Raw genomic sequence first — 25543 nt, forward strand, 5'->3', positions numbered from 1 at the left:
TGTAGTTTTAGACCCAAGACTGGAATTAGTTCCGTTCCTCAATATACATTTGCCTCACTTTTTTGAAAAGTTCTGAGGAGTAGACAAAATCGGTTACCGCTTGATTGTCCGTTTTAAAGATTTCCTTGTTGGTGCCTTCCCATTCTTTGTACCCATTTTTCAAGAAAATAATTTTTTCCCCAATTTCCATTACCGAGTTCATGTCATGGGTATTGATTATTGTGGTGATATCGTATTCTTGGGTAATCTCATGAATCAAATTGTCAATCAAAATGGCCGTTTTGGGATCAAGACCCGAATTGGGCTCATCGCAGAAGAGATATTTTGGGTGCATCACAATGGCACGGGCAATGGCGACCCGCTTTTGCATCCCACCAGAAATTTCCGCAGGGTATTTTTTGTGGGCATCAATAAGGTTTACACGCTCCAGCACAAAGTCGACTCGGTCTTGCATCTCACCTTTGGATTGTTTGGTAAACATATCCAATGGAAACATCACATTGCCTTCCACTGTCATGGAATCGAATAGGGCGCTTCCTTGGAAAACCATGCCCATTTCTTGCCGAAGATCTCGGCGTTCCTTTGTGGAAAGTTCGGAATAATACTGCCCGTTATAACAAATTTGACCCTCCTCAGGCTCAAAAAGCCCTAATAGGCATTTTAAGAAAACCGTCTTTCCTGAACCACTTTGTCCAATGATAAGATTGGTCTTTCCCTTTTCAAAGGTGGTTGATATGCCCTTGAGCACATGAGTATCCCCAAATGATTTGTGTATGTCTTCCACTTCAATCATTAGCCAAGCAGTAATTGGGTTAATATGTAGTTCACGATAATTATAACAACACTGGTCCATACGAACGCCGTGGTGCTGGCCTTTCCAACTTCCAAGGCGCCACCTTTCATATAAAAACCATGGAACGAGGGTACGGTGGCTATAACAAATGCAAAAACAACCGATTTTATAAAAGCATAGGTCACGTGGAATGAGTCAAAATCCATTTGAAGTCCTTTGATGAATTCCCCGCTGGGTGCATACCCTCCGAAAACAGCGGCAATCCATCCTCCCAAAATACCAACAAACATGGAAATGGCCACAGCAAAAGGGTAAATCATGGTGGCAACGATTTTTGGGAAAACCAAATAGTTCAAGGAATTTATGCCCATTACCTCTAAAGCATCAATCTGCTCTGTTACCCGCATGGTTCCGATACTCGATGTTATGTAAGACCCAACCTTTCCGGCCATGATAATCGAGGTAAAAGTTGGTGCAAACTCTAAAATCACCGATTGTCTTGTGGCGAACCCGATAAGGCTTTTCGGTAAAAGGGGGCTGTTTAAATTCAATGCAGTTTGAATGGTAACAACGCCACCAATGAAAAACGAGATAAATATGATAATGCCCATAGCTCCATAAATGAGATCATCGATTTCCTTTAAGATCAAGGATTTCATGATGGGCCATTTAGTAGGCTTTTTAAATACTTCCCATATCATGATGAAGTACTTTCCAATCGCTTCAAGATATTTCATGCGCTTAAATTGGACTTGCGGGCATAAAAATAAGAATATTGTTACGCTTTTAACCTTCATTTAAAATTTTAAACAACTTAAATGAATAGCTTTGCTTTCGTTTTTGTAAATCCAACCCATGAAAAAAAGCACCTTTGTTTTACTATCACTGGCTTTAAGTGTGGCTGTTTTCACCTATGGCCAGCGAAGAAAAAAGAACGTTGAAGAGAAGACCCCTGTAGAAATTGCCCAGTCTCCAAAATTGGTTGTGGGTATTGTAGTGGACCAGATGCGCTACGATTATCTTACCCGTTTTTGGAATCACTATGGGGAAGGTGGGTTCAAACGATTGGTTAATGATGGATTCAATTGCAAGAACAACCATTTTAACTATGCCCCTACGAGCACCGGGCCCGGACATGCATCAGTATATTCAGGAACCACACCAGCTACGCATGGAATTATCGGAAATAATTGGTACGACAAGGAATCTGGGGAAGAGGTGTACTGTGCTGGAGATGATGGTTATGAATCTGTAGGTACAACATCTGATGCCGGTAAAATGTCTCCCCACCGGATGCTTACCACTACCATTACCGATCAGTTGCGCTTGCATACACAACAAAGGGGAAAAGTTATCGCTATGTCTATAAAAGATAGGGGAGCTGTTTTACCAGGCGGGCATACAGCCAATGCTGCCTATTGGTTTGAAGGGGCGGAAACGGGTAACTGGATCACCAGTTCCTATTATATGGATGCTTTGCCCCAATGGGTGAATGATTTTAATGCTTCTGATGCTGCCGAGGGTTATAAAAAACCTTGGACAACCTTAAAGCCAATAAACACCTATGTGGAAAGTGGCTTGGATGCCAACGTTTACGAAGGCATATTTAATGGTGCAACCACAACCGCATTTCCGCATGACCTTCCAAGTATATGGGATGCCAACAATCAGTTTGAATTGCTTCGTAAAACACCCTTTGGTAACAGTATTTTAGCAGACTTTGCTTTGGCTGCCTTGGAAGGAGAAGATTTGGGGGCCGATACCATAACTGATTTCTTGGCGATCAGCTTTTCGAGCACGGATTATGTGGGTCACTTTTTTGGTGTGAATTCAAAAGAAATTCAGGATACCTATTTGCGGTTAGACCAAGACTTGGCCAGAATTTTTACCGCATTGGACGAAAAGGTGGGTAGGGGAGAATACACCGTATTTTTAACGGCGGACCATGCAGCTATTAACGTCCCTGCTTATTTGGCTGACCAAAAAATTCCAGCAGGCTATTTGGATATGGGAGGGATGCAACAAGAATTTAATGAATTTTTGCAGTACAAATATGGTACAACAGATGTAGTTAAAAATATATCCAATAACCAAGTATTCTTGGACCACAAAATTTTGACCAATTTAGATATTGATTTGGATGATGCTGAGGACGATATTGCCAAAGAGTTGCTTACGTATGAAGCCATAAACCAAGTATATACAGGGCATCAGATGTGGACGAATGAATATACCGAGGGAATGCCCTACATTTTGCAGAACGGTTATAACCAAAAACGCTCCGGGGACATTTTGTTTGTACAAAGACCGGGTTTTATCTTCTCTTCTGGAAGAACGGGTTCTACCCATGGCTCTCCCATGATCTATGATACGCACGCCCCGTTATTATTTTACGGCAAAGGTATAAGACAAGGTAGCACAGTTAACCGTACTGAGATTCCTGATATTGTACCGACCCTGGCAACCTTGCTGGGGATTGCCTTTCCAAATGGTGCCACAGGAAAGCCCATTGGGGAAGTATTTAAGTAGTCTTGATTGTTGTAGATGCTCAATTTCAGAATAATTTTTCAAACCTGATTGTGATATTTTACAATAAGCACGAAATTTTATCACTGTATTTAGAAAAATCGGGGTCGTTTAAAATGTGGTGTCCTATATTTAGTTGTTTTGGTGCTAAGGATATGGTTTTGGAAACTGCATCAAGCATTGCTTTCTCATTGTTAAGACCTGAGTAAATACAGGCTAAGTTATAATAGCCTTCAAAATCGTTGGGATTTAATTCTATTGCTTTTTCAATATAGGCTAACGCTTCTTCAAGGTTTCCCGAATGAATTAGGGTACATCCTTTTCCTTGATACCCTTTTGCTTCATTTGGATCTATTGAAATGGCCTTATCATAAAAGTCCAGCGCAGCATCATACCTTTTTTCCGTATCTGCTATGTAAGCAATATTATAACAAGCTTGATAATCATATTCATTCAGCTCGTAGGCTTTTATAAAATGTACTTTCGCCTTGGTAACATCGTTTGTTTGTAGGAATGATAAACCCAATTCACTGTGTATTTTAGAAAGTAAATCAATATTTATTTGTTCCGATTCCACCTTTTCCAATAATTCTATTAGAATTTCTTGGGATTTATGGGGAGAACCTATTCTGTTGTAAGCGTATGCGATTCCAAAAAGTGGATTGATTTCATTGGGCATAATAGAAATTGCAGCTTCAAATACTCGTACTGCCTCATGGTACTTGTGAATTTTGCAAAGCAAATTCCCCCAATTGAACCAAGCGATACCATAATCAGGCTTTATTGAGGTGGCTTTTTCATAACACTCAAGAGCCGCCCCTATTTTATTAATCTCTTTAAGGAGATTTCCTTTGTTGTAATACGCTTTGTGTAAATTTTCGCCATTCAGTTCAATTGCTTCGCTATATAGTTTTTCAGATTTAACATGATTTCCAGCGTTTTTTTGTGCGATGGCTTCGGTAATCAATTTAGCATCTTTAGTGCTCATTTTGAGTTAAATTTTGGAAGTAAAATACAAGCGTTTTTTAAGCAACAAACATGGGATTTGACAGATGTCCATTTTAAATTGATGGATTCTTCAAGAATTGATGACCTACTTATTTATGAGCTCAAACTTTTTTGTGGTCAGCATAGTTTTGACCAAATTCCCTGCCAACGAAGTTTTCGGATAAATTTCCCCTCTGTTTTGGTTACATATTGGGGTTGTTGTTGAAAAAAAGCCTTGCAATACCCAAAAACTGCCTGAAAGTATAGGCGGATACTCTTAGCCTGCCAAGCCATCTTAAGCGCAGCAATCTTGGTGAGCACAAGGCTATAACGCATTTTGTACATAGCTTCTCCTTTGGCTTTATAATTTTTTGAACTGTACCCATGCCCAGTTGGCCGGAGGTGTTTAACCTGTAGTTCGGGAAGGGTTTCGGTCTCAAAATGGTGGTATTGGGCCAAAAGTACATCGACAGTGTCCCACCCCACCCCAGGGCGTAATGCACCAATTTTATCAAAACAAGCTTTATGATATAGTTTTATGGGGCCACGGATATGGGCCTTGTCTGCAATGTTCTCATACACCCACTCATTATCCTCTTTGACGTAAAGTAATCCAGAGCACATGCCCAATTTCCAGTTGGACTGAAAACGGTTTAAAATTGCTTCAAAATAGTTGGGTGGTAGGATAATGTCCGCATCAAACTTGCCAATTAAATTATAGTCTGAGGTATGTTGAAGCCCAAAATTAAATGCATCCACCACTTTTTTTCCAGGGATATGGGCATCGGTGGATTTGCGTTTAAGCACTTTTATCCACCCGTGTTTTTTTGAAAAATCTGAGGCAATTTGAAAAGTATCATCGGTGGAATTATCGTCTACAATGATAACTTCATCCGGTCTGTGGGTTTGGGCCACAAAAGAATCCAAACAATCCTTGAGGTGGGTTGCTTCGTTATGGGCAGGAATGACGATGCTGATTCGCATGTGCTAAAATTCCAAAAAACAATTCATAAAACCCAAATTACTTTAATGGTTTCTGTCATTCTGAAGGAGCATAGCGACTGAAGAATATCCTTAGATATTAGTATTGAAAGGCCATCTTCAGATTTCTCGACTGCCTGCCTGACGCTGGCAGGAATGTGAGAAATCTAAAGAAACTAAGGCGAGATTTCTCAATCGTCCCGAAGGCTTTCGGGACTCATTTCGAAATGACGGTCAATTCTTTCGTTCTGCGTAAACAATATAGTATCGGTTCGTAAAAAGACGTAGTAGCGGCCTTAAACCAATTTTTTTGGTGGGATTGGTCCATTTGGCAGAGTCCTTTATTGTCCAGCCCGCCTTTTCCAACAACCAATCGAACTGCCAATCCTCAAACTCGTGATAATGGCGGTCCCATGGGTCCGTTTTGCTTCGGTAGGCTGATGAAAACCATAACCGCATGGGAATACTGGCCACCAATTTTTTGGCCTTCACTTCCTTAAGCACATTATATGGTGCCACCAAATGTTCAAAAATTTCAAAAGCGGTTACCACTTCCGCATGTGATTGGGTGACCACATCAAAATCCACATCCAAATCCTCACCTTTGGTGTTTTCCACGTGGTATCCTTGAGCTTTCATGATTTCAGAAAAAGGATTTTCTACGCCTAAATCCAAAATAGGTTCTGAGGTATCAATGTGTTTTTGAAGAAACGCCAGCGTATGTCGGTAGCGCTTATTGGGAAAATTGTTTTCGTACATGGGCTAAAATTCCAAAAAACAATTCACAAAACCCAAAGAAGTTTTCATCTTGTTGAGATAGGGCATAGGCCTTATTGTTTGTTCTTGATTCTTGAACTTGCTCCTTGAACTTGAAATTTAGTACCTGTAAACCATGGCATTGACGTTCATTCCAGCTCCAACGCTGGCAAAAATAACAACATCCCCCTTTTTCAATTGGTGCTCCGGCATTTCTCCCTTGGTGACCAAATCAAAAAGGGTGGGCACCGTGGCTACCGAACTGTTGCCCAATTTGTGGATGCTCATGGGCATGACGTTTTCGGGGACCTCTTTTTGATACAATCTGTAAAACCGTTTTACAATGGCTTCATCCATTTTTTCATTGGCTTGATGGATAAATATCTTTTTAACGGCATCTATTCCCACACCACTTTTATCCAAACATTCCTTCATGGCATGAGGTACGTGGGTACAGGCAAATTCATAGATTTTGCGCCCGTTCATTTTAATGTACCGGGTATCCGCACAAGCATCATCATCGTTTGATTTGTCAAAATAGAGGTAATAGGCCTCCTCATTGGCATAAGTGACAGAGGCATGGGCCAAAACCGCTCCCGATTTGGGGTTTGCTTCAAAAATGGCCGCTCCTGCACCATCTGAAAAAATCATACTGTCCCGGTCATGTTTGTCAACAACCCTTGAAAGGGTTTCTCCACCAATGACCAAGCACTTTTTTGCCATGCCACTTTTGATGAAAGCTATAGCTTGGATAGCACTTTCTATCCATCCGGGGCATCCAAAAATCATATCGTATGCCACACAATTTGGATTTTTAATACGTAAGAGATGTTTCACCCGTGTGGCAAGACTGGGCAGCGTGTCCCCTTGAATTTTACCTGGGATAAGGTCACCAAAATTATGGGCAAAGATGATATAGTCAAGCTCTTCCGGGTCTATGCCTGAGTCTTCAATAGCCTTTTGTGCTGCCAAAAACCCTAAATCTGATGTTTTTAGGTTGGGCGGCGCATATCTCCGTTCAGCAATTCCTGTTATGGACTTGAATTTTTCAATAATTATCGTGTTATCCTGCGGAAAGCTTGAACCATCATTCTCTAAAAAAGTATGATTCAAAAAATCTTCGTTTTTAGTGATAATGGGTGGAATATAGCTTCCAATACCTGTTATGCCGATTTCCATGGTGGAGGTTTTAACCGAGAAGATAGTGATCAAATATTTAAGTGCTATGCACGCATAATAGTTTTTACACTATTCAAGATGAAGTAAAATTTAATCTTACATAAAAAAAGCCTTGATTGTATTTTCAAATCAAGGCTTTTCCCCAGTACTGTCGTGGTTTTTCTATGCTTCCGCGTATGCTTCAATTGGGGCACAAGTACATATTAAATTACGATCCCCAAACGCTTCATCGGTTCTTCGGATGGAAGGCCAAAACTTATTTTCAGCTACATAGGGCAGTGGAAATGCTGCCTGCTGTCTGCTGTACGGGAACTGCCAATCGTCATTCGTGACCATTTCCAATGTATGTGGTGCATTTTTGAGTACATTATTGGGTTCTTCTGCACTCGCTTCATCAATTTCCTTTCGAATGGACAACAATGCGTCACAAAACCTATCCAACTCTGCAAGGCTTTCACTCTCTGTAGGCTCAATCATTAAAGTTCCAGCTACCGGAAAGGATACTGTGGGAGCGTGAAAACCGTAATCAATAAGTCGTTTGGCAATATCGGTCACCTCAATGCCATTTACTTTGAAGGGTCTACAGTCGATAATCATTTCGTGGGCGGCCCTGCCCCTTTCTCCAGCGTACAATACATCAAATTTTCCCTTTAATCGGTCTTTGATATAGTTGGCGTTAAGGATTGCAGCCTTTGTAGCGTTCGTAAGTCCTTCAGCCCCCAACATTTTTATGTATCCGTACGATATCAAACAAACCAAAGAACTACCCCACGGCGCAGCGGAAATGGCTGTAATGGCTTCTTTACCTCCTGTTTTTACTACGGGATTTGTGGGCAAAAAGGGTTTCAACTGTTCGGCAACACAAATTGGGCCTACACCGGGACCTCCACCGCCATGCGGAATGGAAAAAGTCTTGTGCAGGTTGAGGTGGCATACATCAGCACCAATGGTTGCCGGATTGGTAAGACCAACCTGGGCATTCATGTTGGCGCCATCCATGTAAACCTGACCTCCGTTATCATGAATTAATTTTGTGATTTGCTTAATGGAGGACTCAAATACCCCGTGTGTGGATGGGTACGTGACCATCAATGCGGCAAGATTCTCGGAATGTAATTTTGCTTTTTCCTCCAAATCGGCCATATCAATATTTCCTTTTTCATCGGTTTTGGTCACCACCACTTTCATTCCAGCCATTACCGCTGATGCAGGATTGGTTCCATGTGCCGAAGCGGGAATCAAACAGATATTTCTGTGGCCTTCGCCTCTGGATTCGTGATACGCACGAATAACCATAAGTCCTGCATATTCCCCTTGGGCACCCGAGTTGGGTTGCAGTGAGGTTGCAGCAAATCCTGTGATCACATTCAATTGCTGCTCCAAGGTTTTCAACATTTCTTGGTATCCTTCAGCCTGATTCAATGGTACAAAGGGATGGATGTTGCCCCAATGCGCCCAACTCAACGGAAGCATTTCTGAGGCAGCATTCAATTTCATGGTGCAACTTCCCAAGGAAATCATGGAATGGTTCAGCGCCAAATCTTTTCGCTCCAATTTTTTGATGTAACGCATCAACTCGGTCTCAGAGTGGTACGAATTAAACACTTCGTGTTCCAAATACGGAGCTTTTCGTTGTAAAGATTCAGGAATGGATTGTTCGGTAGAAGAATCAACGTCAATTTTGACACTTTCCTTAAAATCCACAAATGCTGAAAAGATCTTAATCAACTGTAAAATATCTTTATCTGAAGTTGCTTCATTTAATGATATTGAAATGATATTATTGTCAATATAGTTGAAGTTCACTTCAGAAAACTCTGCTATTTCTTTTAGTCTATCAACCTTGTCGACTTGAATTTTTAGCGTATCAAAGAAGGCTGTATTTAGTTGTTTTATACCCAATTTATCCAAAGTCAATGCAAGGGTTCTAGTCTTGTGATGAACTTTATCGGCGATATATTTTAATCCTTTTGGGCCATGGTACACGGCATACATTCCGGCCATGACCGCCAAAAGTACTTGTGCCGTACAAATGTTGGAGGTGGCTTTGTCCCTTTTTATGTGTTGTTCACGGGTCTGCAGGGCCATACGCAACGCACGATTACCATCAGTGTCTTTGGTAACACCGATAATTCTACCGGGAATACTTCTTTTGTACTCTTCTTTGGTGGCAAAAAAGGCGGCATGTGGGCCTCCGTACCCCAAGGGAATACCAAAACGCTGGGTGGTGCCCACCACGACATCCACGCCCCATTCGCCCGGAGGAGTGAGCAATACCAAACTTAAAATATCAGCAGCGACGGCTACTTTGATTTCATTTGCTTTTGCTTTTTCCACAAAATTGGCATAGTCATGTACTTGCCCAAATTTTCCGGGATATTGTAAAAGGGCTCCATAAAAATCTTCGGAAAAGTCAAAAGTTTCATGGTCGCCCACCACCAATTCTATTCCAAGCGGAACGGCTCTGGTTTTTAGCAGACTTAAGGTTTGTGGTAGGATTTCTTCAGACACAAAAAACTTTACGGTTTCGTCCTTCTTTTGCTGACGTGAACGAAGCTCGAACAACATGGTCATGGCTTCAGCAGCAGCAGTACTTTCATCCAAAAGAGAAGCATTGGCAATTTCCATTCCGGTAAGGTCGCTCACCATGGTCTGAAAATTCAACAACGCTTCCAAACGACCTTGGGCAATCTCAGCTTGGTACGGCGTATAGGCTGTATACCATCCGGGATTTTCCAAAATGTTCCGTTTTATGACGGAAGGAGTGAGGGATTCGTGATATCCCAAACCAATATAGGTTTTAAAAACCTTGTTTTTTTGGGCCAGTTCCTGAATATGGGTCAAGAACTCATGCTCACTTATCCCTTCGGGAAGGTCCAAGGCTTTTTTCAATTTTATATCATCTGGAATGGTCTCATAAATGAGTTGTTCCATATTTTCCACCCCAATGGTCTCAAACATTTGAGGTAGGTCTTTTTCTGCAATGCCAATATGTCTGGCGGCAAACACTTCTGTATTCATCTCAATCCAATAAAGTGCACAAAATTAGGGATTAATTCAATGAAAATAAGCAATTTTGGAGGTCTCTGGACCAAAGTTGTTAACCACAAATTAACCTTTGCGCCTTCCACATAGATTTTGTTTCATGCGCACTTTGAAATCCATTTTTAATTTTTACTTGGATGCCAGTATTCATGTGGCATTAGCGGTCATATCTCTAACTGGGGTAACATTTTATTTGTTGGATGCTTCGTTTGACACAGCCCTTTTGGGATTTATTTTTTTTGGGGTAATCGTATGCTACAATTTTGTTAAATATGGAGTAGAGGCCTATAAATATTTGGTGGTGTCAAATGACTATCACCGAATTATCCAAATGTTCAGTTTTTTATCCTTTGGCTTAGCCTTTTATTTTTTGATACAGTTGGATAGGGAAATTTGGATGGCGATTGGCATTATGACCCTGCTTTCTGCCCTCTATGCGGTTCCGTTGCTTCCCAAGGCCAAGAATCTGAGGAATTTGGGGGGATTCAAGATTTATATTGTAGCCTTGGTCTGGGCCGGATTCACGGTTTTTTTACCGGTATTGGATACCAAAAACCCCTTACAATGGGATATCTGGATTTTGTTCGTACAACGTTTCATTTTGGTAGTGGTGCTCATTCTTCCTTTTGAGATTAGGGATTTGCAGTGGGATGATGCACGATTGAGGACGTTGCCCCAAGTGCTTGGGGTGGAAAAAACTAAAAAGATTGGAGTGGCTTTGACCTTAATTTTCTTTTTCTTGACCTTTTTACGGGATGGTGTAAGTCAATCAGAGGTCCTATTACGATTCATCCTTTGCATGGCAATGATTTATGTGCTTATGGCAAGCAGAAAGATGCAATCCCGATATTTTGCATCATTTTGGGTAGAAGCAATTCCTATTTTGTGGTTGAGCTTATACTGGGCGGTGGAAAACTATTTTTAGAGTTGTTTTTTTAAGTCACGCTTCATGCATTCCTTGTCCTCTTCTGAAAGAGTCGATAGTCCAGCTTTGTCACATAGCGATGTCAACTGCGAATTCTTTTTGGAATATTTCGCACAAGTCTTACAATAAAATATGTGTAAACGAAGCTTTAGGATATCCCAAAAACTTGCTTCGTTATATTGAGATTTGTTGCAGATATGTGATGCCTCGTCGCATGTAATCTTCATAACTAAAACCAATTTTCATTTAAACAACCCATGAGAGCCGCCCTTGCCCGGTGTATCATAACCCAAAGATTGGACGGATTAATTTCAAGTTCATTACAAATATCTTCAGTACTCATGCCTTGGATGGTCTTCATTTTAAAGACCTGAGCCTGTTTTTTGGGTAACTTTTCAATACATTCTTGCAATGCGAACCCCAATTCTTCATTCTCAAGTACGCTATCACCATCTTGACTGAACGGGTCAGCCACCTGTTCTTCAAGCCAGTCTCCATCAGATTCGGTGTCAGTATTGTAATTGATGCGTACTTCGGCCTTGCCTTTTTTTGAATTGATCTTACGGTAATGATCAATCACTTTTCTTTTTAGAATGGCAATGAGCCAAGTTCGCTCTGCCGCATCACCTTTAAAGTTTTTGGCAGAGTTGAGCCCGGCAAAAAAGGTTTCCTGTACCAAATCCTTGGCAATTTCGGCATCACTTACGCGTGCTACTGCATAGTTGAACAGATAGTCGGCGTAAAGATCTACCCAAGTATCAGGATTTAGTTTGTGGTCTGCCATCAGTTAAAAACAAGTAGCAAAAATAATGGTTTTTATGAAATGATTTTCTCGTTATCAAGTCACAAACTACATGGAATGTATCACACAATTATAACCATTGGGTGCTTTTTCAAAAAATTAACATCCTATTTTATGTGTTTATCAACCAGTCGATTTAAGTAATCCTGCCCTTTCCAATAGTGCATCTATTTTGGGCTCCGCCCCTCTAAAACGTTTGTAGAGTTCCATAGGATTTTCGCTTCCTCCTTTGGAGAGCACATGCTCTTTGAACCTATCTGAAATCTCTCTGTTAAAAATACCTCGTTCCTTAAAATAGGCAAATGCATCAGCATCCAAAACTTCTGCCCATTTATAGCTGTAATAGCCAGAGGAATACCCACCTTGAAAAATATGGGAAAACGAAGTGCTCATACACGTTTCTGATGTTTCTGGAAATAACGATGTATTCTCAAAGGCCTGGGTTTCGTAGGCTTTTACATTTTTAATGCCCGATGGGTCGGTGCCATGCCAAGCCATATCCAAAAATCCAAAACTCAATTGGCGAACGGTGGCCATACCTTCTTGGAAAGTAGCTGAATCCTTGATTTTTTCAACATACTCCATGGGAATCAGCTCGCCGGTTTGGTAGTGGTGGGCAAATAGTTCCAAAGCTTCCTTTTCATAACACCAATTCTCCATGATTTGACTGGGTAATTCCACAAAATCCCAGTACACCGATGTCCCCGATAATGAAGGATACGTGGTATCGGCCAACATGCCATGTAAACCGTGCCCAAACTCGTGGAACAAGGTGGTTACTTCATTGAAAGTCAATAACGAAGGTTTTGTACTGGTAGGTTTGGTGAAATTACAAACGTTGGAAATGTGCGGCCTGCTGTTTTTGCCATTTCGGATATATTGAGGTTTGTAAGAAGTCATCCATGCACCGCCCCGTTTTCCGGGCCGGGGATGAAAATCCGCATAAAAAAGCGAAATAAAGTTGTTTGAATCATCGTAGACCTCAAAAGTCTTTACATCGGCGTGGTACTTATCAATCGTAGAGACTTCTTTAAATGTTAGCCCGAAAAGCATTTCAGCAACTTTAAAAACTCCATTAATGACATTTTCAAGCTTAAAATAGGGTTTTAACTTTTCATCATCCAGATTAAAGAGTTTCTGTTTCAATTTTTCTGAATAATAGGCGCTGTCCCATTTTTCCAATCGGTCAATTTGGTCCAGTTCCTTGGCAAAGTCCTCCAACTCTTGGAACTCCCTTTCGGCAGCGGGTTTGGCTTTTTCCAGCAGTTCGTTGAGAAAATCCATTACTTTTTCAGGAGTTTCGGCCATGCGTTCCTCCAAAACAAAATTAGCGTGGGTTGGATAGCCCAACAAGTTGGCCCTTTCATGTCTGAGCGAAACGATTTTTAGGACGTTTTCCTGATTGTCCAGTTTGTCGTTATGGAAACCTTTGCTGCCAAAGGCGATTGACAGTTTTTTACGCAAATCCCTGTTCTTGGCATATTTCATAAAAGGAATGTAGCTGGGATAATCCAGTGTAATCAACCAACCTTCCTTGCCTCTGGATTGCGCCAGTTGTTCGGCAGCTTCTTTTTCTCCTTCTGGAAGACCCTCTACATCTTGTTCATTGGTCAACAGAAGCTCGTATTTGTTGGTTTCTGCCAAGACGTTCTCACCGAAGGTCAATTTTAATTTAGCGAGTTCTGCGTCAATTTTGCGAAGCCGCTTCTTATCCTCCTCTTTTAAGTTCGCGCCATTACGACTAAACTTCTTATAGGTTTTTTCCAATAGGGTTGCCTGTTCAGGAGTAAGATTTAGTTCATCCTTTTGCTCATAAACCGATTTTACACGTTGAAAAAGTCCTTCGTTTAGGATGATATCATTGCCAAATTCAGATAACAAGGGGGAGACTTCTTGAGCTATTTTTTGAATCTCTTCATTGGTCTCCGCGGAATTCAGATTGAAAAAAACGCTGGAAATACGGTCCAATTGCTGTCCTGAAAAATCCAAGGCCTCCAAGGTGTTTTCAAATGTGGGTGCTTCTGGATTAGCAACGATGGCATCGATTTCCGCTCTTGCATCCTCAATGGCCTGAAGAAAGGCTGGTTTAAAATCTTCGTTCTTTATTTTTGAAAATGGAGCTTGGTCAAATGGCTCCAGTAATGGATTGTTCATAGTAGACTCTTGGATTTTTTGATTTTTAACCTTGTTATGATAAGATCGGCCAACAGATACGCGAAAGATATCATACAGGAAAATAAGGCAACTGTGATGACCGCATAATTTCTGGCGGTGTCTTGGGTAACCCTGTTCATGGCTTCTATTGCTTCATCGGAATACTCATTTAAATCGACAAAACCATTATTATTTAGATCAAAACTTTTAGCATGCTCTGTAATAAAATGCCATCTAACCTCAACAATTATAAGGATTACAGCATAAAGAGAGAAAACCAATAGGCCACTTTTCCATAGACTTCTTAGATAGGGGTTGTGGATTTTCTTCCAAGTTAGAAGAATAAAAAGGACAGTAAATATCCCCAATACAATTCCTATTTGGTTGTAGCTCATAAGGTTTTTCGTCTAGCCTTTTTTCTTGACTTCCTCAGCTCCCTTTATCACTTTCTCTTTCAATCCTTGTTTGTAGGTTTCTATCTTATTTAAAACTTCACTGTCTGAACTTCCGATGATCTGTGCAGCAAGAATCCCGGCATTTTTGGCGCCGTTCAGGGCAACAGTGGCCACCGGAACGCCGCCCGGCATTTGCAGAATGGAGAGAACCGAGTCCCAACCGTCAATGGAATTACTGCTTTTTACAGGAACACCAATCACGGGCAAAGGCGATAATGAAGCCACCATTCCTGGAAGATGTGCTGCACCGCCTGCTCCGGCAATAATGACGGAATAACCATTTTTATGGGCGTTTTTGCCAAAATCGAATAGCTTTTCAGGGGTTCGGTGCGCGGAAACGATATCCACATCCACTTCAACCCCAAACTCCTTTAATATGTCAATGGCATCTTGCATAACAGGCAGGTCGCTGGTGCTTCCCATGATCACGGCTACTTTTTTCATAAAATTCCAATCTTTACATGTCAAGAAACAAATTCAAACTTGAACTTGAACTTGGTCTTGAACTTGTACTTGTTATTTATTTGTCTCTACTTTGATGGTCTCTTTCACTTTTTGTGCCACTTCGCGAGCTCGTTTCATATCTTCATCCACAATGGTCACATGCCCCATTTTGCGAAAGGGTCGGGTCTGCTTTTTCCCATAAATGTGTGGAGTAACGCCACCCATATTCAAAATGGTTTCAATATTCCGGTACACCACATCTCCAGTATGGCCTTCGGCGCCTACCAAGTTGACCATTATCCCGGCCACTTTGCTCTCAGTTTTTCCCAAAGGTAAACCTAGAATAGCACGGATATGTTGCTCAAATTGATTGGTATAACTGGCTTCAATGCTGTAATGACCGCTATTATGTGGTCTAGGAGCCACTTCGTTAACTAAGACTTCATCATCTTTTGTTTGGAATAACTCTACGGCCAAAAGCCCTACGTGTTTCATGTGTTCCGAAACTTTCAAGGCCACTGCTTTGGCTTTTTCTGCCACAACATCATCAATCCGGGCAGGACAAATCACATATTCCACCTGGTTGGCCTCAGGATGAAATTCCATCTCAACCACTGGATATGTTTTCACTTCACCTTCGGAACTTCTAGCCACAATAACGGCTAATTCGTTCTTAAAATCCACCAATTTTTCCGCGATGCACTCCACATTGGGAAGCTCCTTGAGGTCATCCATTTTTCGTACCACTTTTACGCCTTGCCCGTCATACCCAAATTGGGCACTTTTCCAAACGAAAGGAAGTTGAAGTCCGCCGTTTGAAATGCTATCCTCAATTTCTGAGGTGTAAGCGAAGCGTGTAAATGGTGAGGTTGGAATCCCATGGTCGGTGTAAAATAATTTTTGGGTGGCCTTATTCTGAATAGTTCTCAGGGTTTTGGTCGGTGGGTACACCGTTATACCTTCGTCCTCCAGTTTTTCCAAGGCATCCACATTCACGTTTTCAATTTCAATGGTGAGGACATCCACGTCTTTTCCAAAATTGTAAACGGAATCAAAATCCATGAGACTTCCTTCCACAAATTCATTACAAGCTATTTTACAAGGTGCTTCGGGAGAGGCATCCATCACCTTGGTATAAATGTCCCATTTTCGGGTTTCGTAGAGCATCATTTTGCCCAGTTGACCACCTCCTAAAATTCCCAGTTTAAAGTCTGAAGAGAAAAATTGCATTTATCGCGAATTGGAATAACAGCAAAAATACGTGAATTCCTTGAAGGGATAAAAGACTAAGGGCAATACCGCCCCCAAAAAATGCTATCTTTGCCAACCTGACTAAAATAATGTTGCCTTGATCAAGCTTCACGACAAGTTTTTTAAACCCTATCTCAAGGAGGAGCAAATTCTTAAAGCCATAGAAAAAATGGCTGCGGAAATTGCCAAGGATTACAAGGATGAGACCCCGCTTTTTGTTGGGGTACTCAATGGGGCCTTTATGTTTGTTGCTGATTTTTTGAAGGCGTACCAGCATCCTTGTGAGGTTTCTTTTGTAAGGCTTAGCTCATACCAGGGCTTAACTTCTACAGGAATCGTGGAAACCCTGCTGGATGTTCCCGAAGAGATTGAGGGCAAGAGTGTCATTATTTTGGAGGATGTGGTGGATACGGGAAGAACACTAAAGCAATTGGTGCACTTGTTCTCCCAGACCAATGCAAAAGAATTTAAGATTGCCACGCTTTTTTATAAATCGGACATGTACAATGGGGAGTATGCCATTGATTACGTTGGTCTTGAAATCCCCAATAATTTTATTGTGGGTTACGGATTGGATTATAAGGAGCAGGGGCGAAATTTAAGAGAAGTATACCAATTAAACCAAGCAGATATGATCAACCTAGTGCTCTTTGGAAAACCAGGCGCAGGAAAAGGAACCCAAGCGGAGTTCCTAAAGGAAAAATACAATTTAAAGCATATTTCAACGGGAGATGTTTTCCGTTATAACATTAAAAATGGAACGGAACTGGGCAAGTTGGCCAAATCATACATTGATAAGGGTGATTTAGTGCCCGATGAGGTCACCATTGATATGTTAAAGGATGAAGTGGAGCAAAATCCAGATGCCGCCGGTTTTATTTTTGACGGATTCCCTAGAACCGATGCCCAAGCCGAAGCCCTAGATAATTTTCTGGAATCCAAAGATATGAAAATAAATGCCACCATTGCCCTAGAAGCTGATGATGATGTATTGGTAGCCAGATTGTTGGAGCGAGGTAAAAGCAGTGGTCGTTCAGATGATCAAGACGAAAGTAAAATCCGTAACCGTTTTGACGAATACAATCAAAAAACAGCCCCTCTGAAAGCCTACTACGAAAAACAGGGCAAGTTTCATTCAATAAATGGAATAGGGGAAATCAATGAGGTCACAGAACGGTTGTGTACCATAATTGACAAACTATAACTATGAAGCATGTTTTTTTCCTTGCCATCCTATTTTTAGGCCTTTCTTGTAACTCAAGATATGAATGGGTGGATGATTTGGATAGTAGGATAAAAGCCTATGACAAGGGCGCACAACTTCAGGAAGAAGAATATCAGGAAGAAGAATATAAGGTGAATTCAGGGACATCCACAGCCATTTATGTAGCGCCTTATAAAGAACAAAATGGAATTCGCAAGACCGTTTTTAGGCACACTCGCGAAGAAACAATGTATTTTGAGCGACATATTTATTTTGAAGGAGAGGATATTGTCTATGAGCATCACGTGGGCATTGCCCCAAGATTGGTGAAAGAGGAAGATAAAGTGTTGAAGACCTCAAAATATATGATTTTCGACAAAAAAAGTTTCTTTAAAAATGATGAAGTGGGAAAACGATTTGGTAGACAAAAGGTCATTGATGAATTTATACCCAAGGATTCTGTTTCATCAGTTTTACAAAACCTGACCATAGAAGAATCTTTCCTTTACAGGGAAAATTATCTTGAGATAAAGAATTATCTTAAGGATATTTTGGCTTTACAACGTGTAAAAGAATGACCGAGGGCAATTTCGTGGATTATGTAAAGGTTTATGTCTCTTCCGGAAACGGAGGGAAGGGCTCTACACATTTACATCGCGAAAAATATGTTGCCAAAGGGGGTCCAGATGGGGGTGATGGGGGTCGTGGTGGCCACGTGATCATCAAAGGGAACAAAAACCTTTGGACCTTATATCATTTTAAATTCCAGAAGCATTTTAAAGCAGGTCATGGGGAACATGGCAGTAAAAATCGCAGTACAGGTGCCGATGGAGCGGACGTTTACATGGAAGTGCCACTGGGAACAGTGGTAAGGGACACGGAGACCAATAAAGTACTGTTTGAGATTACCGAGGACCAAGAGGAAAAGGTTATTTTGGAAGGTGGAATGGGTGGCCGCGGCAACTGGCACTTTAAAAGTTCCACCAATCAGACCCCTAGATATGCCCAACCTGGAATTCCTGGTCAAGAAACCCAAATTACCCTTGAGTTAAAAGTATTGGCCGATGTAGGTCTTGTAGGCTTTCCCAACGCAGGGAAATCCACCCTTCTTTCCGTGATGACCTCGGCAAAACCTAAGATTGCCAATTACGAGTTTACCACGCTAAAACCAAACTTGGGTATTGTGGAATATCGGGATTTTAGGAGTTTTGTAATGGCCGACATTCCCGGTATCATTGAAGGTGCAGCAGAAGGCAAGGGCTTGGGCCACTATTTTTTACGACATATTGAACGAAATGCCATGTTGCTTTTTCTGATTCCAGCAGATAGCAAAGATATTAGTCAAGAATATGCCATTCTACTGGATGAACTTCGGCGTTATAACCCAGAATTGTTGGATAAGGACCGATTGGTGGCTATCTCCAAATGCGATATGCTGGACGAGGAACTCATTGCTGAGATGAGCGAGGAAGTACAAGAGGATTTTAAGGATGTGCCCTATATGTTCATATCTTCGGTGAGCCAGTTGGGTATTCAAGAACTCAAGGATAAGCTCTGGGCGCTGTTGAACGAATAACGGGGATTATTCAACCACAACAGCCAAATATTCATTATTTTTAATGGTAATCCAAATACCTGCCATGCGATATTTGTTATTCATAGCCTTATGCTTTTTGGCATCCTGTGCTTCCATCAGGGTCAACTATGACTACGATAAAGGAACGGATTTTTCTAACTACACCACGTACAACTATTTTTCTGATATGCAGACTGGCCTCAGTCAATTGGATGAGCGCAGACTGATACGTGCCTTGGATTCTACCCTGCAGTTCAAGGGGTATCGGCTTGCCGAAGAGCCTGAATTTTTCATCAATATCCTGAGCAGCGAATACCAAAGTGCTCCTAACAGTTCGGTTGGTATTGGTATGGGCGGAGGTGGACGAAATGTAGGCGGAGGGGTCTCCCTTGGCGTGCCCATTGGCAATACGGGAATTCAACGCCATATACAATTCGACCTTGTAGATGCCCAACGCGATGCTTTGTTCTGGCAAGCTTCCACGGAAAGCGGCTATAGAGACAATGCTTCGCCTAGTGAGAGGGAAAAACGGTTAAGAGCTTTGGTTAAAAAAGTATTTTCAAAGTTTCCTCCGGAGACCAAGTAACCCCATTGGTTAAACCTTCACACACCCAAAAAAATCCTTCTTTCTATGTAAAAGGCTTGATTACAAACCGTTTGCCGTTCGAGCCCTCATTTTTACCATTGCCCATAATTTCCTTTCAAATAGTGGTATATCCCAGTACTTTGGTCCCGTACAAAACCATTAAACCGAAAAATGATGATAGCACTGGCAAAAATTATAATATCCATACTCATGGATATTCTCATGTAAATCAATCATCAAAAATTTTAAAACTAATACAATGAGAAAACTTAGTACTACCCAGAAAGTAATTTTGGGAATGGGAATTGTGGGCACTATAATTGGATTCTATGGCAAGTGGAACGGATGGGCATACGATGACTATTTTGTATTCTTTTATACCGGGATAACCATGACTTGGATAGTGTTTTTACCCTCAAACAAGTCCTGCTGTTTCCCTTTTTGGAAAAAGAAAACCCAAAAACAGTAAGGAAGGTATTCTTAATGTTAATTGTCAAAGAGTATATTTGGATTATCGCTTCTAATATTTTATGGATTTAAGTCGTAAGAAAAACAGTGCTGTTTTTTGGGCACTTCAACTATTGGGTTGGGGGTTCATCAACTCTGTATCCATATTCATAGTAAAAGGATTAAGTCCCCAACTGCTCCTTTACTCGGTAGTGATGGGTACTTTTCTAGGTATTTTTACCACGGCCTTGCTTCGTTGGTACTTAAAACGAAATATACGATTTGAGTCTTTTGGCGGGAAGGATTTTGTCAAAATCATGATAGCTTTTCTGCTCACGGCCACTCTTTTTGGTCTTCTAAATACCCTTTTCGGTTATCTCTATGTAAAACTAGGTCCAACATTGACAGAAGCTGAGCACCAGATATTCAAGAATTATGACAATCTGGGAATTCAAATAATCAACTCTCTTTTCTTGATAGGAGCTTGGACGGTGACCTATTTGGTCATTAAATTATTGTTGAAACTAAATCGAGATCGAATTGAACGTCTGGAACTGAACACCCACTTAAAACAGGCACAATTAAATACTTTGAAAGGGCAGATAAATCCACATTTTATGTTTAACAGCCTTAACAATATTCGAGGGTTGATGTTAGAGGATGTGGAGAAATCCCGTGAAATGTTGACCAAACTTTCCGAGATTTTGCGCTATTCCCTCACCAAGAACAATAGTAATGCCATATCAGTTCGGGAAGAGATAGAAGTGGTGGACAATTACATCGACCTTTCAAAAATACAGTTTGAAGACCGATTAGAGTTCGTTAAAAATGTGGAGGCGAATACCTTGGATATGCAGATTCCGCCCATGATAATACAATTGCTCATTGAGAATGCCATAAAACATGGTATCTCCAATCTAAAGCATGGAGGAACCATTACATTGAATATTAGAAAGGAACATGAAGCTTTGTATATTGAGGTCAAAAATACCGGTAAGCTTCAAATTGCTAAGGATTCCACCCAATTGGGCTTGAAAAATATAGAGCAACGTTTAAAATTGCTCTACACAGATAAGGCCTCTTTTAACCTGAAAGAGATATCCGATGAGGTGGTGGCACACATTAAAATTCCATTGGCATGAAGATAAAAGCTGTTATTGTTGAAGATTCGCGCTTGGCACGCAATGAGCTGAAAGAACTCATCAAAAAGCATGAGGAAATTGAGCTTGTGGGCGAAGCAGAGAATGTGGACAGTGGTTTTGAGCTTATTCAAAATACACGGCCAGACCTCTTGTTTTTAGATATTAACATGCCGGAAAAAGATGGTTTTGAGCTTTTGGAACTATTGGATGAAGTGCCCATTACCGTATTTACCACTGCTTTTGATGAGTACGCCATTAAGTCATTTGAGTACAATGCGCTGGATTATCTCTTAAAACCCGTAAGCGATAAACGGTTTGCCATGGCTATGGACAAGGTAAATGTAAAGTTGGAGAATAAAGAAGGGGAAAAGGCAGGGTATGGCAAAAAGTTGACGGAAAACAGTCAGATTTTTATCAAGGATGGAGAAGCTTGCTGGTTGGTAAAGATTGGGGAAATCATACTGTTTGAAATTGTGGGCAATTATACACGGGTGTTTTTTGAAGATAAAAAACCGCTCCTATACAAATCCCTCAACCAAATAGAGGATAAACTTCCGGAGACTTCTTTTTTTAGGGCAAACCGACAGCAAATTGTCAACACCAACTATATTGAAAACGTAGTTCCATGGTTCAACGGAAAACTAAAACTTTCCCTTAAGAACGGCGAAGAGATTGAAGTTTCTCGGAGACAATCTTATATTTTCAAGGATAAAATGAGTCTTTGACCAAAAATAATAATGTCAGACCGAGTGCACTCGGTCTGACATTTAGGACTTTAAAGGTTTAGGGCCTAAGCAAATCCTTGTACCGATCTTTATATCCAATAAGCACCAATACATTCAATATTAACAAAGCAAGTGCTGGGCCAATACCTTCTGGCAACAATGTAGCATGGAACAGTACCGCGTTTATGGATACACTCATTAAGATTATGGCCATCAATGCACCATATTTATTGAAAATAAAGGATAGGCCCGCCAAGATTTCAACTATCGCCACCAATTTAAGGGTGTAAGAAGATGAAACGGCACCAAAAAATGCAATAACGGAATCTGGCATCTCGCCACCCATTGGAATAAAACTTAAAAACTTGTTCAAGCCAAAAACAAGAACAAAAATTCCCAATAGGATTCGGATTACCATAAAAACTTTTGAATTCATAGTTGTAATTTTTGCTGGTTACTTATTAAATGTATGCAAAAATTACGAATATGTTAATATTTGAGCAGCTTATTTCAGAAAGTAATGGACTAGCTATAAGGATTTTAACAGACCGCCATCAATGGGAATATTGGTTCCAGTGATGTAAGCTGCTTGATCTGATGCCAAAAACGTGGCCAGATAACCGTACTCTGCAGGCTTTCCTATCCGCTTCATAGGTACTTTCTCCTCCATGTCGGAAAGGACTTCTTCAGGGAGTATTCCCATTTTTTCAGCCTTTTTGGTATTAAGTTGGGCAATACGATCCGTATCAAAATAACCCGTCAATACACTGTTTACGGTTATGTTATCTTGGGCGACATCAAAAGACAAGCTTTTGGCCCAGGTTACCACTGCTGCCCTAATGGTGTTGGAAAGTGCCAAATAACTCAAAGGCTCTTTTACCGAAACAGAAGCCACATTGATGATTCGACCCCATTGGTTTCTCTGCATGTATTCCAACGCAAGTTCAGTTGTATATACCACCGATTTGAACAATAAATCGAACGCATTCTGATAATCATCCACATTCTTTTCCAAAGCTCCACCGCCTTCGGGGCCTTGGGTGTTGTTGACCAAAATGTCGATGGTATTATGTTCAAAAAAGGCTGATATAGTGTCTTTGAAGGCACTGAAATCTGAAAAATCAACCACCAAATAGTGATGGCTTTGGCCTTGCGAACTATCCATTTCTTGAACCAGTTTCCTCATTCGTTCCTCATTTCTTGCCATAAGGGTGACACTTGCACCACTTTTGGCCAATTGCCGGGCAATGGCCTCACCAATTCCTTTACTGCTTCCGCCCACAAGGGCTTTTTTTCCTTTTAGTGATATATTCATAGGTTATCGATATTCTTCTCGTACCGGACTAAAAATGTCCATTAATTTACATTTGGTAAGTGCTTTTCCACTATGAGGTGTGTTGGAAGGAATGATCACCACGTCTCCCGGATGGTAGGTATCCGTCTTTCCATCCAGGGTAAATTCAAAAGTACCCTCCACCACATGCATAATTTGCTCATGGACATGGGAATGTTCAGGAACCTCAGCATCTTGGTCCACATCCCAAAATACCCAACTCATGGTTTTGGCATGGACCATTTTGCCATGATAGCCGGGCATGATCTCCTTTGATTTGATTTGTGATAGGTTCATCGGTTTCAATTTTACCCGAAGATAAAGATTAATAAGATGGATTCTTTGTTTGGATTGATTTGGTCATTGGCTATTTTTGAAGGATAAACGCGTTTGATGAACATCCATTTTATTGCCATTGGAGGAAGTGCCATGCACAATCTTGCCCTCGCCTTGGAGCACAAGGGGTACAACATTACAGGAAGCGATGATGTGATTTTTGAACCTTCCAAAAGCAGATTGGAGGCCAAAGGCTTGCTGCCCGAAAGTTTTGGTTGGTTTCCTGAAAAAATCCATGACCAATTGGATGCAATTATTTTAGGGATGCATGCCAAATCTGATAATCCAGAGCTATTGAAGGCTCAGGAAATGGGTTTGAAGATTTATTCCTATCCCGAGTTTTTGTTTGAGCAGGCCAAATACAAGACGCGTGTGGTTATTGGGGGCAGCCACGGTAAGACTACGATCACTTCCATGATTTTGCACGTTTTGGATTACCATGATATTGAAGTTGATTACATGGTTGGTGCCCAATTGGAAGGTTTTGACCGCATGGTACATTTGACCGAAGAAAATGATTTCATTGTCTTGGAAGGTGACGAATATTTGTCTTCTCCCATTGACCGGAGACCCAAGTTCCACCTGTATCAACCTAATATTGCCCTTTTGAGTGGCATTGCGTGGGATCACATAAATGTATTTCCCACGTTTGAAAATTATGTGGAGCAGTTCCAAATTTTTGTGGATGGAATTGTAAGTGGGGGAAGTATCACCTATAATGAGGGGGACCCGGAACTTGTAAAAGTTATTGAAGCCACCGAAAATACCATCCGTAAATTTCCCTACAATACCCCAGAATATCGTGTGGAAGATGGTATTACCTTGCTGAATACGCCAGAAGGAGAAATGCCCATCGAAGTTTTTGGGAAACACAACCTTAACAATTTGGTAGGAGCCAAATGGATTTGTCAGCAAATGGGCGTGGACGAAGCTGATTTTTTTGAAGCCATCTCTACGTTCAAAGGAGCCTCAAAACGATTGGAGAAGATTGCGGAAGCTAATAACAAAGTTGCTTTCAAAGATTTTGCACACTCACCCAGTAAAGTAAAAGCTACCACACAAGCGGTAAAAGAACAGTACCCCGAACGAAAATTGCTTGCTTGTTTGGAACTTCATACCTACAGCAGTTTAAATGCGGGGTTTTTGGAAGAATATCAAGGAGCATTGGACGCAGCAGATGAAGCTGTCGTTTTTTATTCTCCCGATGCCGTAAAAATTAAGGGTCTGGATGAGGTCACGGCAGAACAGATTTTCCAATCATTTCAAAGACAGGATATTCAGATTTTTACCGATGCACGGAGTTTCCAGGACTATCTTTTCGCCCAAGATTTTGAAAATTCCACCTTGTTGTTGATGAGTTCAGGAAATTATGGGGGGCTTGATTTTGAACGGGTAAAATCGTTTTTTGAATAAGATCTATTAAACCCCAAACTGCCGCAGATGATGATCCAAGTGTTTGTATTCCAATTGGCCCCATTGATCGTAGGTTAAATACCCGAAGGCTGGGTGCGGGTCTCTGTCTTTTTTTGTCCTTTCCTCATAAAAGTCATTGATGAGCGCAACCAATTTGTCTTTTTCTTCATTGAAGTCCCTACTATCTTTAACCTTAAACCCAGGAGCGGTGGGTAGATTCTGTTTCCATGGTTTATCATTGTACATACTTTTCTTGAAACCTTTATACAACAATCGCATAAAAATATTGGGTTTTTTTATTGTATGTTTGTTCAAAGCGACCTTCAAAGGAAACTGACAGTGGCGCAGCATTTGTCCAACCTCCATTTTGCCCCACTCCCTTTGTGAGGTTTCAGAAAGATTATCAATCCGATTTAATATTTCAATGTGGGTTTCGGAGTCAAACAGGGATTTCATATACCTTGATTTCTTTACCTCGTAAAT

The 25543-nt window shown here is 41.0% G+C and carries 26 protein-coding genes; 10 read left to right on the top strand and 16 right to left on the bottom strand.

From position 1 onward, the window contains the following. Positions 1-25 precede the first annotated feature (25 nt). Together ACFOWS_RS03755 and ACFOWS_RS03760 are read right to left on the bottom strand one after the other, a co-directional pair. Positions 26-793, bottom strand: coding sequence for an ABC transporter ATP-binding protein (locus tag ACFOWS_RS03755; protein ID WP_366590877.1), 768 nt, complete (start codon positions 791-793; stop codon positions 26-28). After that, on the bottom strand, positions 793-1530 hold the full coding sequence (locus tag ACFOWS_RS03760; RefSeq protein ID WP_379762645.1) for an MlaE family ABC transporter permease: 738 nt from the start codon (positions 1528-1530) through the stop codon (positions 793-795). Before ACFOWS_RS03760 ends, ACFOWS_RS03755 begins: the two co-directional genes overlap by 1 nt. Positions 1531-1648: 118 nt before the next feature. On the opposite strand from ACFOWS_RS03760, the gene pafA reads away from it, so the two are divergent. Continuing rightward, the gene (gene pafA / locus ACFOWS_RS03765) at positions 1649-3322 is read left to right on the top strand and encodes an alkaline phosphatase PafA (RefSeq protein ID WP_379762646.1); all 1674 of its coding nucleotides are present in this window, start codon (positions 1649-1651) and stop codon (positions 3320-3322) included. A 58-nt stretch (positions 3323-3380) separates the two neighbouring features. Here pafA and ACFOWS_RS03770 read toward each other — a convergent pair whose 3' ends face one another. The 5 genes from ACFOWS_RS03770 to gcvP form a co-directional block, all read right to left on the bottom strand. Further along, entirely contained in the window at positions 3381-4307 is a 927-nt protein-coding gene (locus ACFOWS_RS03770; protein ID WP_379762647.1) for a tetratricopeptide repeat protein, read from the bottom strand. Between the two features lie 137 nt (positions 4308-4444). After that, positions 4445-5290 (bottom strand): glycosyltransferase family 2 protein, encoded by an 846-nt coding sequence (locus ACFOWS_RS03775; RefSeq protein WP_379762648.1) that lies wholly within the window; start codon positions 5288-5290, stop codon positions 4445-4447. A 231-nt stretch (positions 5291-5521) separates the two neighbouring features. Next, positions 5522-6046, bottom strand: a complete 525-nt coding sequence (locus ACFOWS_RS03780) for a methyltransferase (RefSeq protein ID WP_379762649.1) — start codon at positions 6044-6046, stop codon at positions 5522-5524. A gap of 117 nt (positions 6047-6163) precedes the next feature. Next, positions 6164-7222, bottom strand: coding sequence for a 3-oxoacyl-ACP synthase III family protein (locus ACFOWS_RS03785; RefSeq protein WP_379762650.1), 1059 nt, complete (start codon positions 7220-7222; stop codon positions 6164-6166). A gap of 162 nt (positions 7223-7384) precedes the next feature. Next, complete coding sequence (gene gcvP / locus ACFOWS_RS03790; RefSeq protein ID WP_379762651.1) at positions 7385-10243, bottom strand: aminomethyl-transferring glycine dehydrogenase; 2859 nt, start codon at positions 10241-10243, stop codon at positions 7385-7387. A 124-nt stretch (positions 10244-10367) separates the two neighbouring features. On the opposite strand from gcvP, the gene ACFOWS_RS03795 reads away from it, so the two are divergent. After that, positions 10368-11192 carry a hypothetical protein gene (locus tag ACFOWS_RS03795; protein WP_379762652.1) on the top strand — a complete coding sequence of 275 codons (825 nt, stop codon included), beginning with the start codon at positions 10368-10370 and terminating at the stop codon, positions 11190-11192. Positions 11193-11421: 229 nt separating this feature from the next. On the opposite strand, the gene ACFOWS_RS03800 is transcribed toward ACFOWS_RS03795, so the two are convergent. The 5 genes from ACFOWS_RS03800 to ACFOWS_RS03820 form a co-directional block, all read right to left on the bottom strand. Further along, positions 11422-11976: a sigma-70 family RNA polymerase sigma factor gene (locus ACFOWS_RS03800; RefSeq protein WP_366590869.1), complete on the bottom strand. Its 555-nt coding sequence runs from the start codon at positions 11974-11976 to the stop codon at positions 11422-11424. 141 nt (positions 11977-12117) lie between these two features. Next, positions 12118-14148: a M3 family metallopeptidase gene (locus tag ACFOWS_RS03805; RefSeq protein ID WP_379762653.1), complete on the bottom strand. Its 2031-nt coding sequence runs from the start codon at positions 14146-14148 to the stop codon at positions 12118-12120. Then, on the bottom strand, positions 14145-14543 hold the full coding sequence (locus tag ACFOWS_RS03810; protein ID WP_379762654.1) for a hypothetical protein: 399 nt from the start codon (positions 14541-14543) through the stop codon (positions 14145-14147). Before ACFOWS_RS03810 ends, ACFOWS_RS03805 begins: the two co-directional genes overlap by 4 nt. A 12-nt stretch (positions 14544-14555) precedes the next feature. Continuing rightward, positions 14556-15047: a 5-(carboxyamino)imidazole ribonucleotide mutase gene (gene purE, locus ACFOWS_RS03815; protein ID WP_379762655.1), complete on the bottom strand. Its 492-nt coding sequence runs from the start codon at positions 15045-15047 to the stop codon at positions 14556-14558. A 72-nt stretch (positions 15048-15119) separates the two neighbouring features. Further along, the gene (locus tag ACFOWS_RS03820; protein ID WP_379762656.1) at positions 15120-16277 is read right to left on the bottom strand and encodes a 5-(carboxyamino)imidazole ribonucleotide synthase; all 1158 of its coding nucleotides are present in this window, start codon (positions 16275-16277) and stop codon (positions 15120-15122) included. A 118-nt stretch (positions 16278-16395) separates the two neighbouring features. Here ACFOWS_RS03820 and ACFOWS_RS03825 point away from each other — a divergent pair, with 118 nt between their 5' ends. From ACFOWS_RS03825 to ACFOWS_RS03855, 7 genes are all read left to right on the top strand, one after another. Next, the gene (locus ACFOWS_RS03825; protein ID WP_379762657.1) at positions 16396-17502 is read left to right on the top strand and encodes an adenylate kinase; all 1107 of its coding nucleotides are present in this window, start codon (positions 16396-16398) and stop codon (positions 17500-17502) included. 2 nt (positions 17503-17504) lie between these two features. Next, on the top strand, positions 17505-18080 hold the full coding sequence (locus tag ACFOWS_RS03830; protein WP_379762658.1) for a hypothetical protein: 576 nt from the start codon (positions 17505-17507) through the stop codon (positions 18078-18080). Further along, positions 18077-19078: a GTPase ObgE gene (gene obgE / locus ACFOWS_RS03835; RefSeq protein ID WP_379762659.1), complete on the top strand. Its 1002-nt coding sequence runs from the start codon at positions 18077-18079 to the stop codon at positions 19076-19078. Before ACFOWS_RS03830 ends, obgE begins: the two co-directional genes overlap by 4 nt. A gap of 64 nt (positions 19079-19142) precedes the next feature. Further along, a complete protein-coding gene (locus ACFOWS_RS03840) occupies positions 19143-19664 on the top strand; it encodes a DUF4136 domain-containing protein (RefSeq protein ID WP_379762660.1) in 522 nt (173 codons plus the stop codon). 259 nt (positions 19665-19923) lie between these two features. Beyond that, positions 19924-20133, top strand: coding sequence for a hypothetical protein (locus ACFOWS_RS03845; protein WP_379762661.1), 210 nt, complete (start codon positions 19924-19926; stop codon positions 20131-20133). 61 nt (positions 20134-20194) lie between these two features. Beyond that, the gene (locus ACFOWS_RS03850) at positions 20195-21253 is read left to right on the top strand and encodes a sensor histidine kinase (RefSeq protein ID WP_379762662.1); all 1059 of its coding nucleotides are present in this window, start codon (positions 20195-20197) and stop codon (positions 21251-21253) included. After that, the gene (locus tag ACFOWS_RS03855; RefSeq protein ID WP_379762663.1) at positions 21250-21978 is read left to right on the top strand and encodes a LytR/AlgR family response regulator transcription factor; all 729 of its coding nucleotides are present in this window, start codon (positions 21250-21252) and stop codon (positions 21976-21978) included. The genes ACFOWS_RS03850 and ACFOWS_RS03855 overlap by 4 nt, the downstream gene beginning before the upstream one ends. A gap of 58 nt (positions 21979-22036) precedes the next feature. Here ACFOWS_RS03855 and ACFOWS_RS03860 read toward each other — a convergent pair whose 3' ends face one another. The 3 genes from ACFOWS_RS03860 to ACFOWS_RS03870 all read right to left on the bottom strand — a co-directional run bounded on the left by ACFOWS_RS03860 (position 22037) and on the right by ACFOWS_RS03870 (position 23608). Further along, entirely contained in the window at positions 22037-22414 is a 378-nt protein-coding gene (locus ACFOWS_RS03860) for a DoxX family membrane protein (RefSeq protein ID WP_379762664.1), read from the bottom strand. Between the two features lie 93 nt (positions 22415-22507). After that, entirely contained in the window at positions 22508-23293 is a 786-nt protein-coding gene (locus ACFOWS_RS03865; RefSeq protein ID WP_379762665.1) for an SDR family oxidoreductase, read from the bottom strand. 3 nt (positions 23294-23296) lie between these two features. Further along, positions 23297-23608, bottom strand: a complete 312-nt coding sequence (locus ACFOWS_RS03870; protein WP_379762666.1) for a cupin domain-containing protein — start codon at positions 23606-23608, stop codon at positions 23297-23299. 96 nt (positions 23609-23704) lie between these two features. Here ACFOWS_RS03870 and ACFOWS_RS03875 point away from each other — a divergent pair, with 96 nt between their 5' ends. Continuing rightward, positions 23705-25060 carry a UDP-N-acetylmuramate--L-alanine ligase gene (locus ACFOWS_RS03875; RefSeq protein ID WP_379762667.1) on the top strand — a complete coding sequence of 452 codons (1356 nt, stop codon included), beginning with the start codon at positions 23705-23707 and terminating at the stop codon, positions 25058-25060. A gap of 6 nt (positions 25061-25066) precedes the next feature. Here ACFOWS_RS03875 and ACFOWS_RS03880 read toward each other — a convergent pair whose 3' ends face one another. Continuing rightward, positions 25067-25516: a DUF1569 domain-containing protein gene (locus ACFOWS_RS03880; protein ID WP_379762668.1), complete on the bottom strand. Its 450-nt coding sequence runs from the start codon at positions 25514-25516 to the stop codon at positions 25067-25069. Between the last annotated feature and the right edge of the window lie 27 nt (positions 25517-25543).

The organism is Flagellimonas marina, from assembly GCF_042651185.1.
Lineage (GTDB): Bacteria > Bacteroidota > Bacteroidia > Flavobacteriales > Flavobacteriaceae > Flagellimonas > Flagellimonas marina.